Genomic DNA, 20,131 nt, shown 5'->3' with positions numbered 1-20,131 from the left:
TGCCGCTAAACCCTACAGCCCTCTTCTCCCGGACTGCGTTCAAAGTAGCGCTTGTATTCACGGCTGAACTGCGACGCACTTTGATAGCCGACCCTGAGCGCGACCTGCGACACATTCAGCCCGTCGGCCACCAGCAGTTGCTGAGCCTTGAGCAGCCGCAGACGTTTCAGGTACTGCACCGGTGACAAAAGGGTGCTGCGTTTGAAGTGCTCGTGAAAGGTCGAGGTACTCATGTTTGCGCAACTGGCCAGCGTGTCGACATTCAGCGCGTGATCATAGTGCTCATGCAGATAGGTCACCGCCGAGGCAATCCGTGCGAATTGCCCCTGCTGCTCGACCAGCGCACGCAATACACCTGATTGCGGTCCACGCAGCGCGGTGTATAACACCTCGCGAATCCTTGATTGCCCCATCGCCTGACACTCCAACGGATCGTGCAGGCAACGCAGCAGGCGTTCGACGCTGTCACGCATCGCAGAGTCGATGCGTACCGAGGTCATCGACTCCGGGGTCTGCTCCTGGCTTTCCTGGCCGCTGGCCGGGCCCATCGCTTGCACCAACTCGCCAAGCAGTACGCGGTCAATGGCTACCGATACGCCATACAGCGGCTTGTCCGGGGTGGCGAAGGTCTCGCATTTGAACGGCACAGAAAGCGCCTGAATCAGGTAATGCCCGGTGCCATACTCAAACGTACGCGGCCCCAGGCAGGCGACCTTGCTGCCTTGCACGACAATCATCAGGCTCGGCTCGTAAATCTGCGGGCTGCTGGCGACATAGCCGAACGCCGAAAGCACGCGAACCTCGGGCAAATGCGTCGCCACAAAGCCGGGACGCACTGCCAGCGGCTGGATCAAGGAGACAAGCGTGGCATTGCCATCAATAACAACAGGTAACGTCATGGGAACAGCCTGACAGAGAAACAGACAGCTCTATCATCGCAGATTTGCGCTTCATAGCCGACCCTGAAACGCCAGGTCGGAGGAATAGGCATGAAACACGTAGGATTCACCATAGCCGTGAGGGACGCATATCAGGACAATTGACCGCCTCTATTCCGTAACACCTTGCGAGGTCAAACATGTACAAAGCTATCGGTTATGCTGCACAGTCCGCTACCGCCCCCCTCGCCCCGATGACCTTCGAACGTCGCGCTCCGCGTGCCGACGACGTTGCCATCGAAATCCTCTACTGCGGCGTCTGCCACTCTGACATTCACCAGGCGCGCAACGAATGGGGCATCGCCGTCTACCCGCTGATGCCTGGCCATGAAATTGTCGGTCGCGTCACCGCCACTGGCACCAACGCCAGCAAATACAAGGTTGGCGATCTGGTCGGTGTTGGCTGCATGGTCGATTCGTGCCGCGAATGCTCGGCCTGTAAATCGGATCTCGAACAGTATTGCCTGGAAGGTCCGACCATGACCTACGCCACGCCTGACCGAGTGGACGGCAGCAACACCATGGGTGGCTACTCCAACAGCATCGTGGTCGCCGAGCATTTCGTTGTGCGCATTCCAGAGAAACTCGACCCGGCTGCTGCTGCGCCAATCCTTTGCGCAGGCATCACCACTTATTCGCCACTCAAGCACTACGGTGTGAAGGCTGGCGACAAGGTCGGTATTCTGGGCATGGGTGGTCTGGGCCACATGGGCATCAAGTTCGCCAAGGCAATGGGCGCTGAAGTGACCCTGTTCACTCGCTCCGCAGCCAAGGCTCAGGAAGCACGTCGTCAGGGTGCAGATCATGTGATCGTGTCCACCGACGCTGAACAGATGAAAGCCGCTGCCGGTCATTTCGACTTCCTGCTCGACACCATTCCGGTCCAGCATGACCTGAACCCCTACCTGGAAACACTGCGCTTTGACGGCGTGCACATTCTGGTCGGTCTGATCGAACCGGTCGAGCCGCCAGTCCATGCAGCCCATCTGGTGATGAGCCGTCGCGTATTGGCCGGATCGCTGATCGGCGGCATCGCTGAAACCCAGGAAGTACTGGATTTCTGCGCCGAGAACGACATCACCTGCGACATCGAAATGCTTGATATCCGCAATATCAACGAGGCCTACGAGCGCATGCTGGCCGGTGACGTGAAATACCGATTCGTGATCGACATGGCCACGCTGCAGGCCTGATTCACTACGAATCAGCCGCCGAGATCGGCCGAGAGTTCCGCTGCTATCTGCTTGATCAGCGGGACCAGCTCGGCCATCTTCTCCAGCGGCATGTAGGGCACGGTACTGGCGACACTGATGCCGGCAACGATCTGTTTGCTGGCATCACGTACCGGCGCTGCAACGCAACGGATCGACGGTTCGTTGTCCTCCAGATCGAACGCATATCCTCCCTGCACGTATTCTTCCCTTCGCGCCTGCAACTGCTCCCAGGTTTGCTGCTCATGAGCAGGCCACAGCGCACTCCTGCCAGTGCTCGGCATGCTGGCGTCATACAACCGCTGCCACTCCGGCAACCCGCTGTCCAGCAGCAACGCCTTGCCGATACCGGTTCGCACCAGCGGCATGCGATGCCCGACCCGTGAGCGCATTTCCGGGCCATTGCGACCAGGGTTCTTGTGCAGATAAAGCACGTCGTCCCCTTCCCGCACCGCCAGATGCACCGTATCGCCCGTCAGCTCCGACAGTCGATCCAGATATGGCCGGGCGAGAATTGCCAGTGGCACTTCTTCGCGCGCCTGAAACCCCAGCTCAATCAGTTTCGGCCCAAGCAGATAACCCACTTGAGGCACCACCCGAAGGTAGCGCTCCTCGACCAGACAACTGGCCAGCCGGTGCGTGGTACTGCGTGTGATGCCGATCAGCCGGGCGATTTCCTTCAGGTCGCGTGCGCCACCGGCCACCGCCTGCACAACGCCAAGCCCGCGCGACAGAGTCTGGGTCCCTGTCGTCGCCGGTTCTTTGCCGGTAATTTTTTCAGGGATGATCGAATCGTTGTGCATGACAGGCCATTTTCATAAAAGGGGCGGATCGAAAAGCTGACGGCATTATCGCCGCCAGCGTCCAGATACGTCGGCATCAGAGCTCGATACGCTCTACTTTGCCTACCAGCAGGATGTAAGACAGCGCGCCCAGCAATGCCAGCACTGAAATGTAAGTGATGGCAGGCGCAAACGAGTCACCGGTTGCCAGAAAGCCGATCACGATCGGCGTGGCGATGGCGGCGAGGTTGCCGATGAAGTTGAACGTGCCGCCAGTCAGGCCCAGCAAGCGCGCAGGGGCCAGGGTCGACACCAGCGACCAGGTGATCGACGCCAGACCGTTGCCGAAGAATGCCAGCGCCAGAAAAGTGATAACCAACGGTGTGGAGTCAACGAAGTTGGCACCGATGATCGAGGTCGAGATCAGCAGCCCGGCAATGATTGGCAACTTGCGCGCAAAGCCCACGCTATGCCCGCGACGGATCAGCCAGTCGGAGAAGAACCCTGAACACAGCACGCCGACAAATGCCGCGAGAAACGGCAACGACGCCAGTAGCCCGGACTTGATGAAATCCATGCCGCGGTATTTCACCAGATAGGTCGGGAACCAGGTCAGGAAGAACCACAGCGTGGAGTTCAGGCAGAACTGGCCCAGATAGATCCCCCACAGCTTGCGCTTGCTCAACACAATGCCCAGGTCCAGCCAGCTGAAACCCTGCTTCTGTTTTTCGACATCCTTCTGGATGTCTACCAGACCGCCGCCCTCTTTGATCAGGTCGATTTCCTGCTGATTGACGCCTTTGAAGTCACGCGGCTCGCGATACACCGTGTACCAGATCAACGCCCACAGCACACCGACACCACCTGTAGCGACAAACACCATGTGCCAGCCATAGTGCGCCTGTAACCAGGCCAGCACCGGGGTCAGAAACGCCAGACCGACGAACTGCCCCGAGGTATAGACGCCAATGGCAGTAGCCCGCTCGCGCTCGGGGAACCAGGTGGTCACGACACGGCTGTTGATCGGATAGGCAGGTGCTTCCAGCGCACCGACCGCCATGCGCAGTACGAACAGCGCAATAAAGCTGGTCGCAAAACCAAGCATGATGGTCGCAATGGACCACAGCAGCAGCGCCGCGGTGTAAAGGATACGCGGCGGCACACGGTCCACCAGCCAGCCACCTGGCAATTGCATGGCGGCATAGGTCCAGCCGAACGCGGAGAAGATCAGCCCGATGTGAACCGTATCAAGGCCCAGCTCGGCGGTCAGCGCCGGAGCGGCAATCGACAGGTTGCTGCGGTCCAGGTAGTTGATCACCACCGTAATGAACAGCAGCACCATGATGAAGAAACGTTTGCGGGACGGCGTCACCAGGGATGCCGCACCCTCAAGAGTTCGAGTGCGCATGGAATGTAGCCTCTTGTTGGATTTATTGAGGTCTGTGTTTCGATTGGCGAGCTCTCGTTCCCACGCTCCCGCGCTCAGTGCTATACAAATCCGCTTTTGATTCTGGCTGAAGGCCGTGGGAGCGAACTTGTTCGCGAAAGGGCCAGTGCATTCCCCAAAAACGCATCGGCTGAACTACCTTCTTCGCGAACAGGTTCGCTCCCACGCCCTCCGGGCAGAAGCCCGATCTACGGGCTTCTCAGGACTTATGTATAACGCTGAGTGCAGAGCGTGGGAACGATGGTTATGGGGATTTACTGTGCTCTACCACTCGGCAAAACTGCCATCGGCATGGCGCCAGATCGGGTTGCGCCAGCGGTGGCCGATGGCCGCGCGTTCGATGACATATTCTTCGTTGATCTCGATGCCCAGGCCCGGCCCGTTGGGAATCTTGACCATGCCCTTGTCGTAATCGAAGACTTCCGGGTGCTTCACGTAATCGAGCAGATCGTTGCTTTCGTTGTAGTGAATGCCCAGGCTTTGTTCCTGAATGAAGGCGTTGTAACAAACCGCGTCCAGTTGCAGGCATGCCGCTAGCGCGATAGGCCCGAGCGGACAATGCAGCGCCAGCGCGACGTCATACGCTTCGGCCATATTGGCGATCTTGCGGGTTTCAGTGATGCCACCGGCGTGGGACGCATCAGGCTGGATAATGTCGACATAACCTTCGCTCAACACGCGCTTGAAGTCCCAGCGTGAGAACAGCCGTTCACCCAGGGCAATCGGCGTGATGGTCAGCGGTGCCAGCTCCTTCAGTGCTTCATAGTTCTCGCTGAGCACCGGCTCCTCGATGAACATCAGCTTGTAGGCGTCCAGCTCCTTCATCAGCACCTTGGCCATGGGCTTGTGCACCCGGCCATGGAAATCCACACCGATGCCGACATTCGGCCCGACCGCATCGCGCACGGCAGCCACGTTGGCCAGCGCCAGGTCGACCTTGTCGAAGGTGTCGAGAAATTGCAGCTCTTCGGTGCCGTTCATTTTCACCGCAGTAAAACCACGTCCGACCGCTTCTTTCGCAGCCCGCGCCGTGTCGGCAGGACGATCACCACCGATCCACGAATAGACACGAATCTTGTCACGCACCTGACCACCGAGCAGGTCACTGACGGAAACGCCCAGAGCCTTGCCCTTGATGTCCCACAACGCCTGATCGATGCCTGCCAGAGCGCTCATGTGGATCGCCCCACCCCGGTAGAAGCCGCCGCGGTACAGCACCGTCCAGATGTCTTCGATGTTGCGCGGGTCCTTGCCGATCAGGTAATCGGAGAGTTCTTCCACAGCAGCGGCCACGGTGTGCGCGCGGCCTTCGACCACTGGCTCGCCCCAGCCGACAACGCCCTCGTCGGTCTCGACCTTGAGGAAGCACCAGCGCGGCGGAACGATGAACGTGGTGAGTTTGGTGATTTTCATGGGTGCGGTTTCTCTTGTTGATTCTCTTATTGGATAACGACTACCGGAGCCGGTCAGTCTGCAAGCGCTGCGCTGTGCTGCTTCCAGGCAGCCACATAGGCTTGGGCGCGCTCAGTAACGTCGGCGACGCTCATGCCTGGCTTGAACAGCCCGGAGCCCAGGCCGAAGCCTTTCACACCTGCGTCAAGGAACACCTTCATGTTGTCCGGCGAGATCCCCCCGACCGGCAGCAGAATCGTGCCCTTGGGCAATACCGCCAGCCACGCCTTGACCACCGCGGGCGACATCTGCTCGGCAGGAAACAGCTTCAGCACATCAGCCCCTTCGGCCAGCGCGGCAAAGGCTTCGGTCGGCGTCGCCACGCCCGGTGAGAGGAACAGCCCGGCAGCCTTGGCTGCACGCAACACCTTCGCATCGCTGTGCGGCATGACAATCACTTGGCCTCCGGCATCCTTGACCTGAGTCACCTGCTCCGGGGTCAGCACCGTTCCCGCACCGATCAGGCAATCGGCTGGCAGTTGCTGGCGCAACAAGCGGATGCTGTCGAACGGCTGTGGAGAGTTGAGCGGCACTTCAATGACCCGAAAACCGGCCTCGTACAACACATCGCCAATCGCAGGCGCTTCTTCGGGACGCAGGCCGCGCAGGATTGCGACCAGACCGTTTTCCTTCAATGCTTGCTTGAGCATGTCAAACCTCTCGAATGTGTTGGGACGAGCGGCGCGCGATCAGACCGGCTTGAACGGCGACCTGCCAGAGGCCGCGCTCGGTCGCCTGCTCGGCCAATGTCACGCCGGGAAAGCCACAAACGGCCAGCCCGCGTGCATAGCGCGTGCACAGCGAATCGCTGCCGATGAGGATCACCGCAGGCAATTGTTCGTGGTTGTGCAGATGCAGCCTGGCGATGGCGCCCAGTTCATGGCCAATCAACAGGCCGGAAAGATAGTCAGGTTGCGCACTGGCAGCCAATTGCCCGGTAAGGCCGAGCGTTCGTGTGCTGAAAATCGTCGACAGCGGCCCCGCAGAGCCCGCGTCGGACAGGGCAATCGACAAGCCGCGGTCAAACGCCTGCTCGTCGAACGCCTCCGAAGGCTGCATGGTGCGTCCCAGAATAGTGTGCGCGCAGAGCGCGGCGTAGACCTCGCCGGTCATGAAGGTGTCGAAGTGAACAATGCGACCCCGTTCTACCTGCACCCATTTGGAGTGGCTGCCGGGCAGACCGATCAGCAGCTGCTGGCTGCTCTGCCCGGCGTCGAGGCCGGCCAGCACACCCAGCACCTGGGTTTCTTCGCCACGCATGACGTTGGGCAGGGTCGAGCGCTGCAGGACGCCGGGGATGATGTGCACCGTCACGCCGCGCACGCTGCGCACCGTCTGCAACGCTGCGCTCAGCTCATTGACGCTGGCCGGCGTTTCCCGGTAGGCCGCCTCGCGCCAGCCCTGTGCGCTGCCGACCATGCCACAGGCAATCACCTGCAGGTCCGGCTGGGCATCGAGCCAGTCGCCGCACGCCTGGTCAAAGGCCAACTCGAAACCGTCACTGCAGAACTGCCCCGCGATCAGCCGCGGCGTGGTCGGCAACTGCATGATGCCCGCGCTCAATGCGCGCTGTTCCAGTACCTGGCCATGTTCGCCAAGTCGATAAGCACGAAGTGAGGTTGTCCCCCAATCGAGCGCGATCAATTGCGCCTGCATTGCGTCACCTGTTGTTTTTTTGGAAGTGAGTGCAGGACGACTATAAACCTGTTGTTACAATTATCTCAATATGTAAATTTCAATCCCATATATAGGGATGAAAGGCGATCAATCAAAAGTATCAGGCATTAAAAAACCCGCCTTCCTTTCGGAAAGCGGGTTTGCTGTAAAACCGAGCCTCAACGCTCCAGCAGGATTCTCAGCATGCGACGCAGCGGCTCTGCCGCGCCCCACAACAGCTGGTCACCCACGGTAAAGGCACCCAGGTACTGCGAACCCATGTTCAGTTTGCGCAAACGGCCTACCGGAATACTCATGGTGCCGGTTACGGCAGTCGGGCTCAGCTCGTGCATGCTGGCTTCACGGTTGTTCGGCACCAGCTTGACCCACGGGTTGTGCTGGCTGATCAAGCCTTCGATGTCCGCAATCGGCACATCCTTGTTAAGCTTGATGGTCAACGCCTGGCTGTGGCAACGCATGGCACCGATGCGTACGCAAATGCCGTCGACCGGGATCGGGCTCTTGAAGCGACCGAGAATCTTGTTGGTCTCGGCCTGGCCTTTCCACTCTTCGCGGCTCTGGCCGTTCGGCAACGCCTTGTCGATCCACGGGATCAGACTGCCTGCCAGTGGCACGCCGAAATTCTCGGTCGGGAACGACTCGCTGCGCATGGCCTCGGCCACCTTGCGGTCGATATCCAGAATGGCGCTGGCCGGGTTGGCCAGATCATCAGCCACGGAAGCGTGCACCGCACCCATCTGTTTGATCAGCTCGCGCATGTTCTGCGCGCCGGCTCCGGAGGCCGCCTGGTAGGTCATGACGTTCATCCACTCGACCAGCCCGGCGTCGAACAGACCGCCAAGGCCCATCAGCATCAGACTGACCGTGCAGTTACCGCCGATATAGTTTTTGGTGCCCGCGTCCAGCTGCTGGTCGATGACCTTGCGGTTCACAGGGTCGAGCACGATAACGGCGTCATCCTGCATGCGCAGACTGGAAGCGGCATCGATCCAGTAACCCTGCCAGCCGGCTTCGCGCAGCTTGGGGAACACCTCATTGGTGTAGTCGCCACCCTGACAGGTCAGCACTACGTCCAGGGTTTTCAGCTCGTCGATGCTGTAGGCGTCTTTCAGTGGCGCAACATCCTTGCCCACCGAAGGCGCCTGGCCACCGACATTGGAAGTAGTGAAAAACACCGGCTCAATGAGATCGAAGTCCTGCTCTTCCCGCATCCGCTGCATGAGCACGGAACCGACCATGCCGCGCCAACCGATCAGACCTACACGTTTCATCGCAACTACACCTTGAATAAAAGTGGGACCACCGCTCTGCGCATGCGCAGCAGGCGGCGGGCCAGAGAGATTACAGATTCCGCAGCGCGGCGACTACTGCATCGCCCATTTCCTGCGTACCAACTTTGACTTTGCCTTCCGACCAGATGTCGCCGGTGCGAATACCCTGATCCAGTACCACGCTGACCGCCTTCTCGATGGCGTCAGCCGCGTCGGTCAGGTTGAAGCTGTAACGCAGCATCATCGATACCGACAGAATGGTCGCCAGCGGGTTGGCAATGCCTTTGCCGGCGATGTCCGGCGCCGAACCATGACAAGGCTCGTACATGCCCTTGTTGGCGGTGTCCAGCGAAGCCGACGGCAGCATGCCGATGGAACCGGTGAGCATCGACGCCTGATCGGACAGAATGTCGCCGAACAGGTTGTCGGTTACGATTACATCGAACTGCTTGGGCGCACGAACCAGCTGCATGGCGGCGTTATCGACATACATGTGGCTGAGTTCGACTTCAGGGTAATCCTTGGCCACCTGCTCGACGATTTCGCGCCACAGCTGGCTGGACGCCAGCACGTTGGCCTTGTCTACCGAGCAGAGCTTTTTGCCACGCACCATGGCCATGTCGAAACCGACCTTGGCGATGCGGCGGATCTCGCTTTCGCTGTACGGCAGCGTGTCGTAGGCCTGACGCTCGCCATTATCCAATACGCGAGTGCCGCGTGGCGCGCCGAAGTAGATGCCACCGGTCAGTTCGCGGACGATAAGGATATCCAGACCGGCAACGATTTCCGGCTTGAGGCTCGACGCATCCGCCAGTTGTGGGTAGAGGATCGCCGGACGCAGGTTGCCGAACAGGCCCAGTTGCGAACGAATTTTCAGCAGACCGCGTTCAGGACGGATGTCGCGCTCAATGGTGTCCCATTTCGGGCCGCCGACTGCGCCCAACAGTACGGCATCGGCCGCACGGGCGCGATCCAGGGTCTCGTCTGCCAGCGGCACGCCGTGTTTGTCGATGGCTGCGCCGCCGATCACGTCGTGGGTCAATTCAAAGCCCAACTGATACTTTTCGTTGGCCAGCTCCAGCACCTTGACCGCTTCGGTCATGATTTCCGGACCAATACCATCACCTGGGAGAATCAGAATCTGCTTGCTCATAACATCCTCGATTTTGTGCATCGGCGTCGCGAACAACGCCTGTTTATAACGCTCGCAGCGGCGAAAAATTTATCACCTGTCTTAAACACTTTTGCCAGCAAGGCGCAGGGCCCCTTGCTGGCAAACAGACAGGTTGCGATGAATCAATCAGTCGCGGAACAGCCACGGCTGACTGGCGCGATGCCTGCTTTCGAAACTGGCAATGGCGTCAGCGTCCATCAGCGTCAGGCCGATGTCGTCCAGGCCGTTGAGCAGGCAATGTTTGCGGAACGCATCGATTTCAAAGCTCAGCACCTTGCCGTCGGGACGGGTCACGGTCTGCGCCTGCAGATCAATGCTCAACTGGTAGCCGGGGCTGGCCTCGACCTGCTTGAACAGCTCGTCCACCTCGGCTTCAGACAGAATGATCGGCAACAGGCCGTTCTTGAAGCTGTTGTTGAAGAAAATGTCCGCGTAGCTCGGCGCAATAATCGCGCAGAAACCATACTCTTCCAGTGCCCACGGCGCATGCTCGCGACTGGAGCCACAACCGAAGTTTTCCCGGGCCAGCAGCACGCTTGCCCCCTGATAACGCTCGTGGTTGAGCACGAAGTCATGGTTCAGCGGACGCTTGGAGTTGTCCTGATACGGCTGCCCCACATCCAGATAACGCCACTCATCGAACAGGTTCGGGCCAAAACCCGTACGCTTGATCGACTTGAGAAACTGCTTGGGGATGATCTGGTCGGTGTCGACATTGGCACGATCCAGAGGAGCAACCAGGCCATTGTGTTGGGTAAAGGCTTTCATGCTGGATTCCTCAGAGCTGGATCAAGTCGCGAACGTCAATGAAACGGCCATTGACCGCCGCCGCGGCAGCCATCGCAGGGCTTACCAGATGCGTGCGGCCGCCAGCGCCCTGACGGCCTTCGAAGTTGCGGTTGGACGTGGATGCGCAATGCTCGCCAGAACCCAGGCGGTCCGGGTTCATCGCCAGGCACATCGAACAGCCCGGCTCACGCCATTCGAAACCGGCTTCGATGAACACTTTGTCCAGCCCTTCCTTCTCGGCCTGCTCCTTGATCAGGCCCGAACCCGGCACTACGATGGCCTGCTTGATGGTCGCAGCCACCTTGCGGCCCTTGGCAACATCGGCAGCAGCGCGCAGGTCTTCGATCCGCGAGTTGGTGCAGGAACCGATGAATACTCGGTCCAGCTGGATATCGGTGATCGGCTGATTGGCTTTCAGGCCCATGTACTTCAAGGCGCGCTCGATGGAGCCACGCTTGACCAGATCCGGCTCTTGCGCTGGGTCCGGCACGTTTTGATCGACGGCAAGCACCATTTCCGGCGAAGTGCCCCAGCTGACCTGTGGCTTGATCTGCGCGGCGTCAAGCCTGACCACGGTATCGAATACAGCGTCAGCGTCGGAAACCAGATCCTTCCAGGCCTCGACTGCCAGGTCCCATTCCGCACCTTTAGGGGCAAACGGACGACCCTTGACGTACTCGACGGTCTTTTCGTCGGTGGCAACCATGCCGACCCGGGCACCGGCTTCGATGGACATGTTGCAGATGGTCATGCGGCCTTCGATCGACAGGTCACGAATTGCGCTGCCGGCGAACTCGATGGCGTAACCGTTACCGCCTGCCGTACCGATCTTGCCAATCACGGCCAGCACGATGTCTTTAGCCGTCACGCCGAACGGCAGTTGCCCTTCGACCGAGACCAGCATGTTCTTCATTTTCTTGGCAACCAGGCACTGAGTGGCAAGCACGTGCTCGACCTCGGAAGTGCCGATACCGTGCGCCAGCGCACCAAATGCGCCGTGGGTCGAGGTGTGCGAGTCGCCGCAGACCACGCTCATGCCTGGCAGGGTTGCGCCCTGCTCCGGGCCGATCACGTGAACGATGCCCTGACGAGGATCGTTCATCTTGAATTCGGTAATGCCGTACTCGTCGCAGTTGTCGTCGAGAGTCTGCACCTGCAGGCGCGACACCTGATCTTCAATGGCGTCGATACCCCCCTTGCGTTCCGACGTGGTCGGCACGTTATGGTCAGGCGTGGCGATGATCGAGTCGATCCGCCATGGCTTGCGCTTCGCCAGCCGCAGGCCTTCGAACGCTTGCGGCGAGGTCACTTCGTGGATGATATGGCGGTCAATGTAGATCAGCGCCGAACCGTCGTCGCGCTGCTTGACCAAATGCGAATCCCAGAGCTTGTCGTAGAGCGTTTTCCCGGCCATCGGACGTACTTCCTCATCAGCTTGTTTCTATGCCTTGGGCAATCGTGACGATGACCCCTTGGCTTGTGCGGTCATCGTATGGAATATGCTTAAATAACTCAAATTCATAATTTTCATACTTTGGATAACCAAATGGAATCCGACCATGGATCTCGCCAACCTTAATGCTTTTATTGCCATCGCCGAGACCGGCAGCTTTTCCGGGGCAGGCGAACGCCTCTACCTGACTCAACCGGCCATCAGCAAGCGCATTGCCGGTCTGGAGCAGCAATTGAATGTGCGCCTGTTCGACCGCCTGGGTCGGGAAGTCAGCCTCACCGAGGCCGGGCGCGCCCTGCTGCCACGTGCCTATCAGATTCTGAACGTTCTGGATGACACTCGCCGCGCGCTGACCAACCTGACCGGCGAAGTCACCGGGCGGCTGACTCTGGCGACCAGTCACCATATTGGCCTGCATCGCCTGCCCCCGGTATTACGGGCGTTTACCCGGACTTATCCAAAGGTCGCACTGGACATTCAGTTCCTGGACTCGGAAATTGCCTATGAGGAAATTCTTCACGGGCGCGCCGAACTGGCAGTCATTACACTCGCACCCGAACCGCATACGCTGATCCGCGCCGTGCCCGTGTGGGACGACCCGCTGGACTTCGTCGCGGCACCGGAACGTCCGCTGGCCAACAGCGGCCCCATGAAACTGGAGGATGTCGTGCGCTATCCGGCAGTATTTCCGGGCGGTAACACGTTTACCCATCACATTGTCAGCGGCTTGTGCGAAGCCCAGGGCCTCAAGCCCAACATCGCGATGAGTACCAACTATATGGAGACAATCAAGATGATGGTCTCCATTGGCCTTGCCTGGAGCGTTCTGCCACGCACCATGCTCGACGAACAAGTGGCGCGCATTCCATTGCCGGGCGTGCAACTCAATCGCCAGCTAGGCTACATCCTGCATACCGAACGCACGCTATCGAATGCAGCAAGAGCATTCATGAAACTGCTCGATGCGCAGACATAGTAGGTAGACCATGCTGCAAACCGCAGACTGATCGCCCTATCGGTTCTTTCGATTAAAGGCTCGTGATCAAATGTCCAACCCACCGGATAACTCCGTGCTGAAAGTCCCTGCACAGGCAGCCACCCCCAGCCTGCCGCCGACAGGCGCGGAGCGCGTCCTCCAGCAAACCCGGGACCGTCTGGAACTGGCGCTGGAACTGGCGCAGATGGGCACCTGGGATCTGGACATCACCGGCAACCGGCTGCAAGCCTCGGCGCGTGCGTCTGCGCTGCACGGCATGGCGGCACTGCCCTTCGACGAGGATGGCCGGCAGTTCTTCGGCAGCCTGCCCGCTGAAGAGCGACGGCGCATGCGCGCAGTTTATGCGGCGGCACTGGAAAACCGGCAGGATTGCCTGCAGGTGACCTACCGTTTCCAGTTGCAAGACGGCACATCGCGCCTGCTTGAAAGCCGTGCACGAATCTATCGCAATGAACATGGCCAGGCCGTGAAGCTGTCCGGAACCGTGCTGGACATCACTCAACAGTGCGTCCAGTCAGCGCTGGAGGCCAGCGAGGAGAAGTTTGCCAAGGCATTTCACTCAAGCCCGGACTCGATCACCATCACTGAAATTGAGTCCGGCCGCTATGTAGAGGTCAATGACGGCTTCTGTCGCCTGACCGGCTTCAGCGCTCAGGAAGTCCTGGGCCGCACAGCCCACGAAATCGGTATCTGGTCCGACACTGTGCAGCGCGAATACATGATTGACGAACTACGCCAGAAAGGCCGCGTGCATCATCGCGAAATGAATTGCCAGGACAAGCACGGCGCGCCCCTGGTGCTGGACATCTCGGTCGAGTTCATCACCCTGAACAATACCGCCTGCCTGCTGATGAACGCCCGAGACATCGGCCAGCTGAAAACCGCCCAGGCACAGGTTCAGCATCTGGCTTATCACGACCCGCTCACCGGGCTGCCCAACCGCGCGCTGTTGATGGACCGCCTCAGCCAGCAAGTCTCGCTGCTCCAGCACCAGAACCTGCGCGGTGCCCTGCTGTTTCTCGACCTGGACCATTTCAAGCACATCAATGACTCACTTGGCCACCCGGTGGGCGACAGCGTGCTGAGCATCATCGCCGCGCGCCTGGAGGCCAGCGTACGTCAGGAGGACACAGTGGCCCGCCTGGGCGGTGACGAGTTCGTGGTGCTGATCTGCGGGCTGGACGGCACCCGTGATGAAGTCACTCAGCAGGTCCGCGTGCTGGCAGACAACCTTCGCGAGCTGCTGGCCGAACCGATGTTCCTCGACGGTCATCGCCTGCAGGTTACGCCGAGCATCGGCATCGTTCTGATTCCGGACGATGGCCTGGCCCCTGCCGATTTGCTCAAACGGGCCGATATTGCGCTGTATCGCGCCAAGGATTCCGGACGCAATGCGTCACAGTTTTTCCATGTATCCATGCAGCAGGCCGTCAGCCAGCGCCTGCGTCTTGAAAACGACTTGCGACTGGCGCTGACCCGCAACGAATTCCAGCTGCACTTCCAGGCCCAGATCGATTGCCGGGACCAGTACATTACCGGTGCAGAGGCACTGCTGCGCTGGGAGCACCCTGAATACGGGTTGCTGTCACCTGATCAGTTTGTCCAGATACTTGAAGAAAGCGGGATGATTCTGGAGGTCGGCAGCCATATTCTGGACGAGGCCTGCAAAACCGGAGGCCTGCTTTTAAAGCAGGGGCTGATCTCGAAAAACAAATTCCTGATGGGCGTCAATATAAGTCCGCGTCAGTTCCGCCAGAACGACTTTATCGAGCGCGTGCAACACAGCCTCAAGCAGCATCAATTACCTGCCTCCATGCTCAAGCTGGAAATCACTGAAGGCATCGTCATCCAGAACCTTGACGACACCATCCTCAAAATGCTCAGCCTGAAGGAATTGGGCGTGAGTTTTGCGATGGATGACTTCGGCACCGGCTATTCCTCACTGACTTACCTCAAGCGCTTGCCGGTGGATACGCTGAAGATTGACCAGTCCTTCGTTCAGGACGCCACCAGCGACCCCAACGACGCAGAAATCATCCGCGCCATCGTGGCCATGGCTCAGAGCCTGAACCTTAACGTCATCGCTGAAGGCGTCGAAACGCCGGAGCAACTGGCGTTCCTGGAAAGAGTGGGCTGTTACAACTATCAAGGCTACCTGTTCAGCGAACCACTGCCGGGTCCGCAGTTCGAGAACCTGCTGCTAAAACGGCAGTTTCAGCAAACTGCGTCTCTGGAGTGAAGACAGAAAAGGCGCCCGAAGGCGCCTCTTCTATAGAACAACTGATTAGCTGCCCAGTACTTTCTGGGTATTGAGCGGAATGCGCTTTGGTTTTGCCTCTTCCGGCACGTTGCGCACCAGGTCGATGCTCAACAGACCGTGAGACAGGTCGGCACCCTTGACCTCGATATTGTCGGCCAGCCTGAACGACAGCTTGAATTCACGCCGGGCAATACCCTGATGCAGATAGGTCACGTTGTCGGCTTCCTGCTCGCGCTTGTTGCCGATCACGGTCAATACGCCCTTCTCGACCTGTAGCTCAAGGTCCTGCTCTTGCATGCCTGCCGCAGCGATCACGATCCGGTAATGATCATCGGTATGCCGCTCCACGTTGTAGGGAGGGTAGCCGCTGGTTGTCTCATTTCGTGCCGCCGACTCGAACAGGTCGTTGAAGCGGTCGAAACCCACTGAGTTGCGAAACAGTGGAGCCAGAGAAAATGCAGTAGCCATAACAATTCTCCTTTTTATCAGCGAGTGGTGTACGCGACCCGTTTTCGGCATCGCTTGATCAGCAAAATAGGGATACCCATTCACTTTTCAAGAGACTTTTTTCAGGTTTTTTTCGACCGTTCGTCGGGGTTAGCTTTCGGGTAAGCAGCCAGGCAGACAGCCCAGCATCACGCCGATGCGATCACAGTCGGTTTCGCGGCGTAGCGCATTGAACATCAGGGTCGCCTCAGGGTAGCTCTTGGTCAGTAGCACCAACCATTGTTTGAGACGACCCGGCGCCTGAATGAGCGTCATCTTGATCAGACAGGCCTGCCAGAAAGCGCGCAGCATGGGCTGCAACTCATCCCAGGTCATCGGCACGACCTCTTCACCCTTCTGTGCCGCAGCTATCTGCCGGGCCAGATCAGGGCGCGCCACCAGCCCGCGACCAATCATGATGTCGCGTGCGCCGCATATTTCCCGGCAACGACGCCAATCGTCAACGGTCCAGATTTCACCGTTGGCCACCACGGGGACCTTCACCACCTCCTGAATGCGTGCAATCCACTCCCAGTGCGCGGGCGGCTTGTAACCGTCGACCTTGGTGCGTGCGTGAACGACTATTTGCTCTGCTCCGCCGTCGGCCAACGCCCGCGCGCAATCCAGCGCGCCATCGGTGTTTTCGTAACCCAGACGCATCTTGGCTGTTACAGGAATATGTCTGGGCACGGCACGGCGTACCTGGCTGACGATCGAGTGCAGCAGTTCCGGCTCTTTGAGCAGGATTGCGCCACCACGGGAGCGATTGACAGTCTTGGCCGGACAACCGAAGTTCAGGTCCAATACCGGTGCGCCCAACTCACAGGCGAACGCGGCGTTCTCGGCCAGACACACTGGGTCGGAGCCCAACAGCTGGAGCCGCAAAGGCGTACCTGCGTCGGTCTTCGCGCCTTTGTGGAATTCCGAAGCGTATTTGTAAAAGTAGTGCGCAGGCATCAAACGCTCGGACACCCGGATGAATTCGGTCACGCACCAGTCGATACCACCTACTTTCGTCAGGGCATCGCGCAGGATGTCGTCGACCAGCCCCTCCATGGGCGCCAGAGCAATTTGCATGGGTCACACTCGAAAAAAAGTCCGGCAGTTTACTGTCCGGCGTGCGGATTGGGAACGGTGCCGTCAGGGATGGCTGCGCCATAGCCCTCGATGAACTCGGCGGGCATGCGCTTGGGCCGACCGCTGGACAGTTCGATGCAGACAAAGGTGGTTTGCGCGCGCAGCAACGTCAGGTTGTCGGCGGGTCGCTTGAGCTGAAAGCAACGGGTCATTTTCAGGCGGCGATCCCAATCGACGATCCAGGTCGCCAGTTGCAGTTCATCGTTCTCATAGGCACTGGCCAGGTAGTCGATCTCGTGTCTGACCACCGCCATGGCCCGGTCCAGACGCCGGTATTCGGTCAGGTCCAGGCCCAGATACTGCGAATGCCGCCAGGCACAGCGCTCCAGCCAGGAGACGTACACGGCATTATTGGCATGCCCCAGCCCGTCGATGTCTTCAGCGCCGACGTTCAGATCAATGACGAAAGGCGTTGCCCGGTCCCAGACCATGCGTGCTCCTGCTTGAGTGAATGTGATGAGCGGGAGTGTAGCGAAGTCAGGATAGTGGCGCGTCTGCTTTTGATTCTGGCCGAAGTCCGTGGGAGCGAACTTGTTCGCGAAAGGACCTGTACATTCCTCACGCTCCAGCGCTCAGTGTTATACACACGCCTGAATAAGCCCGGATAAAAGAGCTGAAACCGCAATTGCAGGCTGAACACATACCTGTGGGAATAAATAGAGGCAGGAAGGGCGATTTTTCAAACCCTGAAAAAACAAAAGTGCCATTCAATAATCGAATGACCCTTGGTCCCGCAGAGCGGGAAATCGTGGTGTCCCCTAGGGGACTCGAACCCCTGTTACCGCCGTGAAAGGGCGGTGTCCTAGGCCACTAGACGAAGGGGACGCAAAACCTTCAGTCAGGTTCATCGAACGATGAACCCTGGCGAATTTGGTGGAGCTTAGCGGGATCGAACCGCTGACCTCCTGCATGCCATGCAGGCGCTCTCCCAGCTGAGCTAAAGCCCCGGATTTATCGCCTCGCGGCGGAGATCAACGTTGAAGTATCACTCGGTGAAACTGGCGTCCCCTAGGGGACTCGAACCCCTGTTACCGCCGTGAAAGGGCGGTGTCCTAGGCCACTAGACGAAGGGGACAAAACCTTCTTACAAAACAAACGATCGCTGGATCCGCTTGTTTCACATCGTTCCAGAGCAGTGTAGCAGCGCTCTGAAACGCTAAATTTGGTAGAGCTTAGCGGGATCGAACCGCTGACCTCCTGCATGCCATGCAGGCGCTCTCCCAGCTGAGCTAAAGCCCCACATCAGTGGACGGGGCGCATATTAAGCGTGAGTGACAGGGCTGTCAAATTTATTTTTTACATTTTTCAAACTTTTTTGTCGGTAATACAACCACTTACCTTTAAACCCCCGGAAAACCGGGGGCGACTGACAGGAACAGGGAACGCCTCAGGCAATGGAGCCCAGCAGCTTTTCCCATTCCTTGTTTTCTTTCTTCGAAACGCCACCCAGCAAATCCAGGGCCTGACGCAGGCGGAAGCGGGTCAGGTCCGGACCGAGGATTTCCATCGCATCGATCACCGAGACCGAATTGGCCTGGCCGGTAATCGCCGCAAACATAAGGGGCATGGCGTCACGCAGCTTAAGCTCGAGGTGCTCAACGACGGCCTGGATGCAACCCATGATCCGGTCTTTCTCCCACTGACGCAGCGACTCCAGCTTCCACAGGATCAACTGCATCACCTGACGGACCTGCTCCGGGGACAGCTTCTTGTGCTCGAACAGCTTCACATCGGGCGTAACGCCACCGGCGAAGAAGAACCCGGCCAGCGGAGCGACCTGACTGAAGGTCTCTACCCTGCCCTGCACGTGCGGTGCGATCCTCATCATGTAGTCTGGGTTCAGTGCCCACGTTTTCAACCGGCTGGCAAACTCCTCGACCGGCAGATCACGCAGCCACTGACCATTGAGCCAGGACAGTTTTTCGATATCGAAGATCGGCCCGCCCAGCGAGACACGCGACAGGTCGAAGTTGTCGACCATTTCCCGCAACGAGAACTTCTCGCGCTCGTCCGGCATCGACCAGCCCATACGGCCCAGGTAGTTGAGCATGGCTTCAGGCATGAAGCCCATGCGCTCGTAGAAGGTCACGGAGGTCGGGTTCTTGCGCTTGGACAGCTTGCTCTTGTCAGGGTTACGCAGCAGCGGCATGTAGCACAGCTGCGGCTTGTCCCAGCCGAAGTACTCGTAAAGCAGGATCAGTTTGGGTGCCGATGGCAGCCATTCTTCGCCGCGCAGTACGTGGGTGATGCCCATCAGGTGGTCATCGACCACGTTGGCGAGAAAGTAGGTCGGCAGACCGTCGGTCTTCATCAGGACCTGCATGTCCATGCGGTCCCACGGGATTTCGACTTCGCCGCGCAGCATGTCCGGCACGACGCAGACGCCTTGGGTCGGCACTTTCATGCGAATCACATGGGGCTCGCCAGCGTCCAGACGGCGTTGTACTTCTTCCTTGGAGAGCAGCAAGGCGCGACCGTCATAGCGCGGGGTTTCACCCTTGGCCTGTTGCTCGGCGCGCATCTCGTCCAGCTCTTCGGCGGTGCAGAAACACGGGAAGGCGTGACCCAGCTCGACCAGTTGCTGCGCGTATTTCTGGTAGATATCGCCCCGCTCGCTTTGACGATACGGGCCGTGTGGACCACCGACATCCGGCCCTTCGCTCCATTCGATACCCAGCCAGCGCAGTGCGTCGAAGATCTGCTGTTCGGACTCGCGGGTCGAGCGCAGTTGATCGGTGTCTTCAATGCGCAGAATGAACTCGCCGCCATGCTGTTTGGCAAAGCAGTAGTTGAACAGCGCAATGTAGGCCGTGCCGACGTGAGGGTCGCCCGTGGGCGATGGCGCGATGCGGGTACGAACGGTGGTCATGGAAAATCCCGAAATAGGTCAATCAAGCGCGGAATGTTAACAGGCTGGGGGCATGCGGCTCCAGCGTGAAAGGTAATCGCCGGAACACCTATCGTTCCGCACGCTCTGGTATGACCCCCGAAGGTTGGACGCAACCTTTGGAGGCGTCATGGGTAAATATACAGTGCAGGCAAAACTCGCAGCCGTGA

17 protein-coding genes and 4 tRNA genes are annotated in these 20,131 nt (G+C 59.1%); 3 read left to right on the top strand and 18 right to left on the bottom strand.

Annotation, left to right across the window (positions count from 1 at the left end; all coding sequences use genetic code 11):
• Positions 1 to 5: 5 nt before the first annotated feature.
• The gene (locus AO277_RS15270) at positions 6 to 899 is read right to left on the bottom strand and encodes an AraC family transcriptional regulator (protein WP_044318286.1); all 894 of its coding nucleotides are present in this window, start codon (positions 897 to 899) and stop codon (positions 6 to 8) included.
• Positions 900 to 1,078: 179 nt separating this feature from the next.
• Between AO277_RS15270 and AO277_RS15265 the strand changes: the two genes are divergently transcribed.
• The gene (locus AO277_RS15265) at positions 1,079 to 2,131 is read left to right on the top strand and encodes an NAD(P)-dependent alcohol dehydrogenase (RefSeq protein ID WP_005732388.1); all 1,053 of its coding nucleotides are present in this window, start codon (positions 1,079 to 1,081) and stop codon (positions 2,129 to 2,131) included.
• An 11-nt stretch (positions 2,132 to 2,142) separates the two neighbouring features.
• Here the strand turns inward: AO277_RS15265 and AO277_RS15260 are convergent, their stop codons facing one another.
• From AO277_RS15260 to leuC, 9 genes are all read right to left on the bottom strand, one after another.
• The gene (locus AO277_RS15260) at positions 2,143 to 2,952 is read right to left on the bottom strand and encodes an IclR family transcriptional regulator (RefSeq protein WP_044318285.1); all 810 of its coding nucleotides are present in this window, start codon (positions 2,950 to 2,952) and stop codon (positions 2,143 to 2,145) included.
• 76 nt (positions 2,953 to 3,028) lie between these two features.
• Entirely contained in the window at positions 3,029 to 4,339 is a 1,311-nt protein-coding gene (locus AO277_RS15255; RefSeq protein WP_044318284.1) for an MFS transporter, read from the bottom strand.
• Between the two features lie 303 nt (positions 4,340 to 4,642).
• Positions 4,643 to 5,821 carry a galactonate dehydratase gene (dgoD, locus tag AO277_RS15250; protein ID WP_257214233.1) on the bottom strand — a complete coding sequence of 393 codons (1,179 nt, stop codon included), beginning with the start codon at positions 5,819 to 5,821 and terminating at the stop codon, positions 4,643 to 4,645.
• A gap of 23 nt (positions 5,822 to 5,844) precedes the next feature.
• Complete coding sequence (locus AO277_RS15245) at positions 5,845 to 6,480, bottom strand: 2-dehydro-3-deoxy-6-phosphogalactonate aldolase (RefSeq protein ID WP_002552959.1); 636 nt, start codon at positions 6,478 to 6,480, stop codon at positions 5,845 to 5,847.
• A 1-nt stretch (position 6,481) separates the two neighbouring features.
• Entirely contained in the window at positions 6,482 to 7,486 is a 1,005-nt protein-coding gene (locus AO277_RS15240) for a 2-dehydro-3-deoxygalactonokinase (protein WP_044318282.1), read from the bottom strand.
• Positions 7,487 to 7,665: 179 nt separating this feature from the next.
• Positions 7,666 to 8,778 (bottom strand): aspartate-semialdehyde dehydrogenase, encoded by a 1,113-nt coding sequence (asd, locus tag AO277_RS15235; RefSeq protein ID WP_044318281.1) that lies wholly within the window; start codon positions 8,776 to 8,778, stop codon positions 7,666 to 7,668.
• 70 nt (positions 8,779 to 8,848) lie between these two features.
• Positions 8,849 to 9,931, bottom strand: a complete 1,083-nt coding sequence (gene leuB, locus AO277_RS15230; RefSeq protein ID WP_004658980.1) for a 3-isopropylmalate dehydrogenase — start codon at positions 9,929 to 9,931, stop codon at positions 8,849 to 8,851.
• Between the two features lie 147 nt (positions 9,932 to 10,078).
• Entirely contained in the window at positions 10,079 to 10,720 is a 642-nt protein-coding gene (gene leuD, locus AO277_RS15225; protein WP_005732380.1) for a 3-isopropylmalate dehydratase small subunit, read from the bottom strand.
• Between the two features lie 10 nt (positions 10,721 to 10,730).
• On the bottom strand, positions 10,731 to 12,155 hold the full coding sequence (leuC, locus tag AO277_RS15220) for a 3-isopropylmalate dehydratase large subunit (RefSeq protein WP_002552954.1): 1,425 nt from the start codon (positions 12,153 to 12,155) through the stop codon (positions 10,731 to 10,733).
• 145 nt (positions 12,156 to 12,300) lie between these two features.
• Between leuC and AO277_RS15215 the strand changes: the two genes are divergently transcribed.
• Both AO277_RS15215 and AO277_RS15210 read left to right on the top strand, forming a co-directional pair.
• Complete coding sequence (locus AO277_RS15215; RefSeq protein WP_044318280.1) at positions 12,301 to 13,170, top strand: LysR family transcriptional regulator; 870 nt, start codon at positions 12,301 to 12,303, stop codon at positions 13,168 to 13,170.
• Positions 13,171 to 13,240: 70 nt separating this feature from the next.
• Complete coding sequence (locus tag AO277_RS15210) at positions 13,241 to 15,430, top strand: putative bifunctional diguanylate cyclase/phosphodiesterase (protein ID WP_044318279.1); 2,190 nt, start codon at positions 13,241 to 13,243, stop codon at positions 15,428 to 15,430.
• Positions 15,431 to 15,475: 45 nt separating this feature from the next.
• Here the strand turns inward: AO277_RS15210 and AO277_RS15205 are convergent, their stop codons facing one another.
• The 8 genes from AO277_RS15205 to gltX form a co-directional block, all read right to left on the bottom strand.
• Positions 15,476 to 15,919, bottom strand: a complete 444-nt coding sequence (locus AO277_RS15205) for an Hsp20 family protein (protein ID WP_002552950.1) — start codon at positions 15,917 to 15,919, stop codon at positions 15,476 to 15,478.
• 129 nt (positions 15,920 to 16,048) lie between these two features.
• Positions 16,049 to 17,014, bottom strand: coding sequence for a tRNA dihydrouridine synthase (locus AO277_RS15200; RefSeq protein ID WP_005734389.1), 966 nt, complete (start codon positions 17,012 to 17,014; stop codon positions 16,049 to 16,051).
• 29 nt (positions 17,015 to 17,043) lie between these two features.
• Positions 17,044 to 17,505 carry an acyl-CoA thioesterase gene (locus tag AO277_RS15195; RefSeq protein WP_004658990.1) on the bottom strand — a complete coding sequence of 154 codons (462 nt, stop codon included), beginning with the start codon at positions 17,503 to 17,505 and terminating at the stop codon, positions 17,044 to 17,046.
• A gap of 318 nt (positions 17,506 to 17,823) precedes the next feature.
• A tRNA-Glu gene (locus AO277_RS15190) sits at positions 17,824 to 17,899 on the bottom strand.
• Positions 17,900 to 17,945: 46 nt separating this feature from the next.
• Positions 17,946 to 18,021: transfer RNA gene (locus AO277_RS15185), tRNA-Ala, on the bottom strand.
• Positions 18,022 to 18,073: 52 nt separating this feature from the next.
• A tRNA-Glu gene (locus AO277_RS15180) sits at positions 18,074 to 18,149 on the bottom strand.
• 88 nt (positions 18,150 to 18,237) lie between these two features.
• Positions 18,238 to 18,313 (bottom strand) — tRNA-Ala (locus AO277_RS15175).
• Between the two features lie 148 nt (positions 18,314 to 18,461).
• Positions 18,462 to 19,943, bottom strand: a complete 1,482-nt coding sequence (gltX, locus tag AO277_RS15170) for a glutamate--tRNA ligase (protein WP_044318278.1) — start codon at positions 19,941 to 19,943, stop codon at positions 18,462 to 18,464.
• Positions 19,944 to 20,131 lie beyond the last annotated feature (188 nt).

This window comes from Pseudomonas amygdali, from assembly GCF_002699855.1.
GTDB classification, from domain to species: Bacteria; Pseudomonadota; Gammaproteobacteria; order Pseudomonadales; family Pseudomonadaceae; genus Aquipseudomonas; species Aquipseudomonas amygdali.
The sequence above is the reverse complement of the archived record's forward strand: the minus strand, read 5'-3'. Positions and strand labels throughout refer to the sequence as shown.